The 7,271-nt window shown below is 52.1% G+C and carries 5 protein-coding genes; 2 read left to right on the top strand and 3 right to left on the bottom strand.

The window, feature by feature from the left end; translation table 11 throughout:
* Positions 1-126: 126 nt before the first annotated feature.
* Together J1785_RS05185 and yaaA are read left to right on the top strand one after the other, a co-directional pair.
* Positions 127-1,554: an alanine/glycine:cation symporter family protein gene (locus J1785_RS05185; protein ID WP_217218957.1), complete on the top strand. Its 1,428-nt coding sequence runs from the start codon at positions 127-129 to the stop codon at positions 1,552-1,554.
* Positions 1,555-1,666: 112 nt separating this feature from the next.
* The gene (gene yaaA / locus J1785_RS05180; RefSeq protein ID WP_217218956.1) at positions 1,667-2,440 is read left to right on the top strand and encodes a peroxide stress protein YaaA; all 774 of its coding nucleotides are present in this window, start codon (positions 1,667-1,669) and stop codon (positions 2,438-2,440) included.
* Between the two features lie 67 nt (positions 2,441-2,507).
* Here yaaA and thrC read toward each other — a convergent pair whose 3' ends face one another.
* Genes thrC through thrA form a run of 3 tightly spaced genes read right to left on the bottom strand, consistent with a single transcriptional unit; the run spans position 2,508 to position 7,212 of the window.
* On the bottom strand, positions 2,508-3,797 hold the full coding sequence (gene thrC / locus J1785_RS05175) for a threonine synthase (protein WP_217218955.1): 1,290 nt from the start codon (positions 3,795-3,797) through the stop codon (positions 2,508-2,510).
* Between the two features lie 24 nt (positions 3,798-3,821).
* On the bottom strand, positions 3,822-4,751 hold the full coding sequence (thrB, locus tag J1785_RS05170; protein ID WP_129953257.1) for a homoserine kinase: 930 nt from the start codon (positions 4,749-4,751) through the stop codon (positions 3,822-3,824).
* A gap of 1 nt (position 4,752) precedes the next feature.
* Positions 4,753-7,212, bottom strand: coding sequence for a bifunctional aspartate kinase/homoserine dehydrogenase I (gene thrA, locus J1785_RS05165; RefSeq protein ID WP_129953258.1), 2,460 nt, complete (start codon positions 7,210-7,212; stop codon positions 4,753-4,755).
* Positions 7,213-7,271 lie beyond the last annotated feature (59 nt).

Raw genomic sequence — 7,271 nt, 5'->3', positions numbered from 1 at the left:
CGCAAAGTCAGTCAAAATGCCTATGTCACCCATTCGATAAAAAAGGTATGTTAGCCACCCAAAGTGGTCATTGCCCGCAAGCAAACAAATAAAAACGATGAAGGGCGAATCAACCAAGGACAATTCATGAACGACCTGCTGGATTTTTTCGACACAATTCTCTGGAGTTCGATCCTGATTTACCTGCTGTGCGGCACCGGCATTTACCTCACGTTCCGGCTTGGCTTTATTCAGTTCCGTCATTTTGGCCACCTTTTCTCCTCCACACTTTATAAACAAAAACACACCACGAGAGGTATTTCCCCGTGGCAGTCGCTGTGTCTGAGCCTTGCATCGCGTATTGGTACCGGCAACCTCACCGGTGTCGCCATCGCCATTACGCTGGGCGGCCCCGGCGCAATCTTCTGGATGTGGATAATTGCGGTTTTCAACATGGCGACGGCAATGATAGAAAACACGCTGGCGCAGGTTTACAAAGGCAATACAGCTCAGGGGAAATTTCGTGGTGGTCCGGCGGATTACATGGAAAAAGGGTTGGGAATGCGCTGGATGGGTGTCCTGTTTTCTTCACTGATGGTGATTTCCTGTGGCTTTATTTTCAGTGCATTACAGGCTAATTCCATTGCGCAGGCCTCTTTTCACCTTCTGCATATACCGGCACTGGTTACCGCCTGCATTTTATCCGCACTGATCGCAATACTGATCTTCGGCGGTATACGGGCAATAACCGGGCTTACAAAATGGCTGATGCCGATGATGGCCTTCGCGTATCTGTTGCTGGCCATCTGGGTCATTGGTCATCAAGTTGAAAGATTGCCCCAGGTGCTGGTGCTGGTATTCAAAAGTGCCTTTGGCATACAGCAGGCGGCATCCGGCGCACTGGCATATGGCATAACACAGGCCATCACACAGGGAATGCAGCGCGGCGCTTTTGCCAGCGAGGCCGGTGTCGGTTCTTCACCCAATGCAGCGGCGATGGCCGGCGTCAGCCATCCGGCCATGGCGGGATTCAGTCAGATGTTTGCAGTCTTTATCGATACCATGGTGATTTGTACTGCCACTGCGCTGATCATCCTGACGTCAGGAACCCTTGTTCAACCTGACGCTGCAACCGGTATCCGGCTGATACAACAATCGATTATGCCGGTGACCGGAAGCTGGAGCCATGTGGTTCTGGCCATACTGGTCTTCTCTTTTGCATTTACGTCGATTGCCGGAAACTATGCCTATGCCGAAAACAATCTGAATTTCTTTCACCGTTCTTCACCTCTGAAATTAATGATTTTCAGGTTACTGGTCATCGCCATGGTGTTCTGCGGATGTCTGCTGGAAATTCAGTTGTTATGGAAGCTGGCTGATATCTTTATGGCATTGATGGCAATACTCAATCTCACCGCATTGCTGCTGCTCTCGGGAATTGCGGTCAGCGTGGTGAAAGATTATGAACGTCAGCGACGTATGGGGAAAATACCGGTGTTTAACCCTGACAATTACCCTGAATTACGCGGCCAGATCCAGCCTGGTGTCTGGGATAAAAAAATGCCTCCGCGCTGACGTTGTCTGCTTTTACCTATCGATATCATGCCTCCATCGCCGTGGCTTTTTTGCTACAGTGAGGCCACAAAGATTCCTGAATGTGAACCGTCACTGACCAACGGACGAGACTATGTTAACCATTATTTCACCTGCCAAAACGCTCGATTACGAAAGCCCGCTTGCGACAACGCGCTACACTCAACCGGAGTTGCTGGATAAATCCAGCCAGCTGATCACCGTGGCACGTAAAATGTCCCCGGCGCAAATCTCTTCACTGATGGGGATCAGCGATAAACTGGCCCATCTCAACGCAGAACGTTTCAATGACTGGCAGCCGGATTTCACACCGGAAAATGCGCGTCAGGCTTTGCTGGCCTTTAAAGGTGATGTTTATACGGGCCTGCAGGCAGAAGATTTCAGTGAGAAAGATTTTGATTTTGCTCAGAAACATCTGCGGATGTTGTCCGGCTTATATGGCCTGCTGCGCCCGCTGGATCTGATGATGCCTTACCGGCTGGAAATGGGTATCCGGCTGGAAAACCCACAGGGCGCTAATCTGTACGCCTTCTGGGGAGATTTACTGACTGAAAAACTCAACCACTTACTCAGCGAACAAAAAAACCAGGTGCTGGTGAATCTGGCGTCCGATGAATACTTCAAAGCCGTGAAACCTAAACTGCTGGATGGCGAAATTATCAAGCCGGTATTCCTCGACGAGAAAAACGGCAAATATAAAGTCATCAGCTTCTATGCCAAAAAAGCGCGCGGCCTGATGAGCCGGTTTATCATCAAAGAACGCCTTGATAAGCCGAAACAGCTTCAGGATTTCAATCTGGAAGGTTACGAGTTTGATGAATCACGTTCGCAAGGTAATGAACTGGTCTTTACCCGCCCAGAACGCTGATCCTTTTGATCTGCCTATATAAAAAAGCCCTCGCGGAGAGGGCTTTTACATGTCAGAAGCAGGCTATTTATTCAGGTAATGCCATCAGGAATGCGCGCATTTCGCTGAAATCAGCCGGCAGATTGTGCGACAACAATGGCAGGTCAGCGCGATCCGCCAGTTCTTTCGGCAAACCAATATCCTGATCCAGGATCGCTTCCACGCTTTCCTTGAATTTTGCCGGATGCGCCGTCCCGATGAACAGGCCAAATTCACCCGGCTGCAGCTGATCGCGCAGTACGCGGTAAGCAATTGCCGCGTGAGGTTCCGAGGTATAACCGATATTGGCCAGCTCGCGCATCGCATCTTCGGTGGTGTCATCGCTGACTGTGCCAAAGCCCAGATCTTTCAGTTGCCAGGTTTTACGACGATACAGCTCTTCCACGCGCGGCCAGTTGTTGGGCTGGCTGACATCCATTGCGTTCGACAGCGTCGCAACGGTTTTCTTCGGCTCCCATTCACCGTTAGACAGAAAACGCGGCACTGTGTCATTGGCGTTGGTCGCAGCGATAAAGCGTTTCACCGGCAGGCCGAGAGATTTCGCCAGCAGACCTGCCGTTAAATCACCAAAGTTACCGCTTGGCACGGAAACCACCAACTGATTACGCGCTTCCTGAGGCAGTTGGGCAACGGCTTCAAAGTAATAACAAATCTGTGCCAGCAGACGGCTGATGTTGATAGAATTCGCCGAATTCAGTTTCAGCGCAAATTTCAGCTCTTCATCATCAAATGCCTGTTTCACCAGCGCCTGACAGGCATCAAAGTCACCGTCGATGGCGACGGTATGAATGTTGCCACCGAGGGTGCAGAACAGTTTTTCCTGTAACGGGCTGATTTTGCCGCGCGGGTACAGAATCACCACACGCACATTTTTCAGGCCGTGGAAGGCATGCGCCACTGCCGCACCGGTATCACCGGACGTCGCAGTCAGAATGGTCACCGGCTGATCGCCCGATACCTGAGTCAGGATTTGCGCCATAAAGCGGCCGCCGAAATCTTTAAAAGCCAGGGTCGGGCCGTGGAAAAGTTCCAGACAGGCAATGTCTTCTTCCACGTTGACGACAGGTGCCGGGAAAGCAAACGCGTTTTTCACACGCTGATATAATTCTTCTTCCGGAATTTCATCGCCGATGAAAGCAGAAAGAATGCGGCTACTGCGGGTGACGAAATCCAGTTCCAGCAAACGGTCGATTTCCGTCAGTTCAAACTCCGGCAGTTCCAGCGGAAAGAATAATCCCTGCTGTTTTCCAAGGCCTTGTTTGACGGCCTGAGCAAAGCTGACCTGCTCGTTATGATCCTTCAGGTTGTACAGTTTCATTAGTTATCCCAATAAATTATCGAGTTATCCCAATACCCGCGCGCCCGCGGTATCAAGACGACAAATATGAACAAAGCCTTCGTCATTTTGCAGATAATGCGTCTGCAACCAGTCAGCCATACGTTTCGCTGTCGCGCTGTCATTGCACACCGCAAACAGCGTCGGGCCTGAGCCGGAAATCCCGCAAGCCAGCGCACCAATTTCTTCTGAGGCGCTGCGCGCCTGGGCAAAACCTGGCAGCAGACGGGTACGGTAAGGCTCAGCAATCACATCTTTCATCAGCTTTGCAGCCAGTGCGGGTTGCTGAGTGTGACAGGCATGGATAAAGCCCGCCAGATAACGTCCGTGGCTGATGCAATCCTGACGACGATACTGCGCGGGTAAAATGGCACGCGCTTCGGCCGTTGAAACTTTGATGCCCGGATACGCCATCACCCACAGCCAGTCGTCAAAACCTGGCACAGGCTGGCTGATGATATCGAGTTCTTCCAGCATCAGCTGAATGCCGCCTAAATAGCATGGCGCGACATTATCGAAATGCACGCTACCGGAAATACGCCCTTCAAGCTCACCCATCAGCAACAGCATCTGGTTTTCATTAAGCGGCTTACCACAAAACTCGTTCATCGCCATCAGACCGGCAACAACAGAACAGGCGCTGGAACCCAGACCTGAGCCGATCGGCATGTTTTTTTCCAGCGTCATCGCCACCGGCACTTGCTTGCCGATTTCCTGACAGAAACGCTGCCAGCACTGATAAACAATGTTGTCTTCCATACGATCCGGCAGTTTAGACACAAACTTGCCTTCGTTTTTCAGACTGAAGACGGTGGCTGGCTCAACGGAAACACAGTCCCCCAGCAGCGTGCCATCCACCGGAGAAACGGCCGCGCCCAACACATCGAAGCCTACGCTGACGTTCCCGATTGAAGCCGGGGCATACACCTTAACCATATTAAACTCCTAACTTCCATGACAGCGTTCTCAAAAGATCGGCAAACACACCTGCCGCCGTCACATCATTACCCGCACCGTAGCCACGCAGAACTAACGGCAACGGCTGATAATAGCGGCTGTAAAACGCCAGCGCATTCTCCCCATTTTTTACTTTATAAAGCGGGTCATTGCCATCGACAGCATCGATTTTTACTTTGCACTGCCCGTCTTCGATAGCACCAACATAGCGCAATACTTTACCTGCGGCGGTGGCCTGCGCAACACGCTGCGCAAATTCGGCATCCAGTTCCGGCAGTCGCGCCACAAATTCATTCACATTGCCTTCTGAATTGAAGGACGGTGGTAAAACAGATTCCACATCGATATCCGTCAGTTCCAGTTTGTAACCGGCTTCACGCGCCAGAATCAGCAACTTACGGGCGACGTCCATACCGGAAAGATCGTCGCGCGGATCCGGTTCGGTATAGCCCATATCCCGCGCCTGCAAGGTCGCAGCAGACAATGACATGCCTTCATCCAGTTTGCCGAAGATATATGACAGCGAGCCGGATAAAATACCGGTGAAACGCACCAGCTCATCCCCTGCGTTCAGCAGGTTTTGCAGGTTTTCAATTACCGGCAAACCTGCGCCGACATTGGTGTCGTAGAGAAATTTACGGCGTGAACCATCCGCCGCCTTACGCAACTGATAGTAATAATTCATTGATGAGGTATTGGCTTTTTTATTCGGCGTTACAACGTGGAAGCCGTCAGCCAGGAAATCGGCGTACTGATCAGCCACTTCCTGACTGGAAGTACAGTCCACAATCACCGGATTCAGCAGGTGGTACTCTTTCACCAGACGGATCAGACGGCCAAGATTCAGCGACTCTTTCGCTGCACCCAGCTCATCACGCCAGGTTTCCAGCGCAATACCGTGCACGTTGGTCAGCAATGCGCGGGAGTTAGCGATACCGCAAACACGCAGATCGATGTGTTTGGTTTTCAGCCACGCCTGCTGACGGCGGATCTGTTCAATCAACGCCCCGCCCACACCGCCGACGCCGATCAGGAAAACTTCAATGACCTGATCTGTGTTGAACAGCATCTGGTGACTGACCCGTACGCCGGTGGTCGCATCGTCGTTATTGACCACAACGGAGATGGAGCGCTCGGAAGACCCCTGGGCGATGGCCACGATATTGATATTAGCGCGCGCCAGTGCCGAGAAGAATTTCGCCGAGATGCCGCGCAGGGTACGCATGCCGTCACCGACTACCGAAATGACCGCCAGTTTTTCCATCACATCCAGCGGCTCAAGCAGACCGTCTTTCAGCTCGAGATAAAACTCATCTTCCAGCGCTTTACGGGCGCGCTCCAGCTCGCTCTGCGGCACACAGAAGCTGATGCTGTATTCGGAAGAAGACTGGGTGATCAGCACCACGGAAATACCCGAACGGGACATCACCGCAAACACGCGTGCTGCCATGCCGATCATCCCTTTCATCCCCGGACCGGAAACGTTGATCATTGCCATGTTGTTGAGATTGGTGATGCCTTTCACCGGTGTATTATCATCCAGGCTTTCGCTGCCAATCAGAGTACCCGGTGCCTGGGGGTTGGTGGTGTTTTTAATCAGGCAGGGGATCTGGAACTGAGCAATGGGTAAGATGGTACGCGGGTGAAGCACTTTCGCACCAAAGTACGACAGCTCCATCGCTTCCTGATAAGACATTGATTTCAGTAAGCGGGCATCCGGGACAGTGCGCGGGTCACAGGTATATACACCGTCAACATCTGTCCAGATTTCACAGCAGTCAGCGCGTAAACAGGCGGCCAGCACGGCAGCTGAATAATCGGAACCGTTACGTCCCAGCACCACCAGCTCGCCCTGCTCGTTACCGGCAGTGAAACCGGCCATCAGCACGATATGACCGGCTGGAATAGCGCTGGCGGCGATACGGCGGGTGGATTCATTGATGTCCACGGTTGATTCGAGGTAATGCCCCTGAGCGAGCAGTTTTTCGACCGGGTTAATGACGGTGACGCCAAAGCCTTTGGCAACAAACACTGCTTCCATAATGGCGATTGAGAGCTTCTCGCCACGACAAATGATGGAGGCATTTACGCTGTCCGGGCATTGTCCCAGCAGCGTAATACCGTGCATCAACTGTTTAAGCTGAGCGAATTCCTGATCGACAAACGCTTTCACTTTCGGCAAATCAAAGCCCGGCTGCACTGCCGCCAGACCGGTGATCAGCTGACCAAAAATGTTTTCCGCATCACTCATGATGGTCTGAATGTCCTGCCCTGCGACAGTCCGTTCAATCATAGCGACCAGATAGTTGGTGATTTTGGCAGGCGCGGATAATACCGTCGCGACCTGTCCCTGACGCGCATTGCTTTCCATAATTTCCGCAACCCGCATGAAGCGTTCTGCGTTTGCTACCGAGGTCCCGCCAAATTTCAACACTCGCATTTCTGGTTCTCTCCTGAAGCTCTCGTTTAAATGTAAAAAAAAAGCCCGCACTGGTTAGG

The sequence above is a fragment of the Rahnella perminowiae genome (assembly GCF_019049755.1).
Lineage (GTDB): Bacteria > Pseudomonadota > Gammaproteobacteria > Enterobacterales > Enterobacteriaceae > Rahnella > Rahnella perminowiae.
This window is presented reverse-complemented; position numbering and strand designations above follow the sequence as displayed.

Bases quoted from the DNA above. Each gene is read 5' to 3' on its own strand.
- J1785_RS05185 (WP_217218957.1), top strand. From the start codon at position 127: ATGAACGACCTGCTGGATTTTTTCGACACAATTCTCTGGAGTTCGATC.
- yaaA (WP_217218956.1), top strand. From the start codon at position 1,667: ATGTTAACCATTATTTCACCTGCCAAAACGCTCGATTACGAAAGCCCG.
- thrC (WP_217218955.1), bottom strand. From the start codon at position 3,797: ATGAAACTGTACAACCTGAAGGATCATAACGAGCAGGTCAGCTTTGCT.
- thrB (WP_129953257.1), bottom strand. From the start codon at position 4,751: ATGGTTAAGGTGTATGCCCCGGCTTCAATCGGGAACGTCAGCGTAGGC.
- thrA (WP_129953258.1), bottom strand. From the start codon at position 7,212: ATGCGAGTGTTGAAATTTGGCGGGACCTCGGTAGCAAACGCAGAACGC.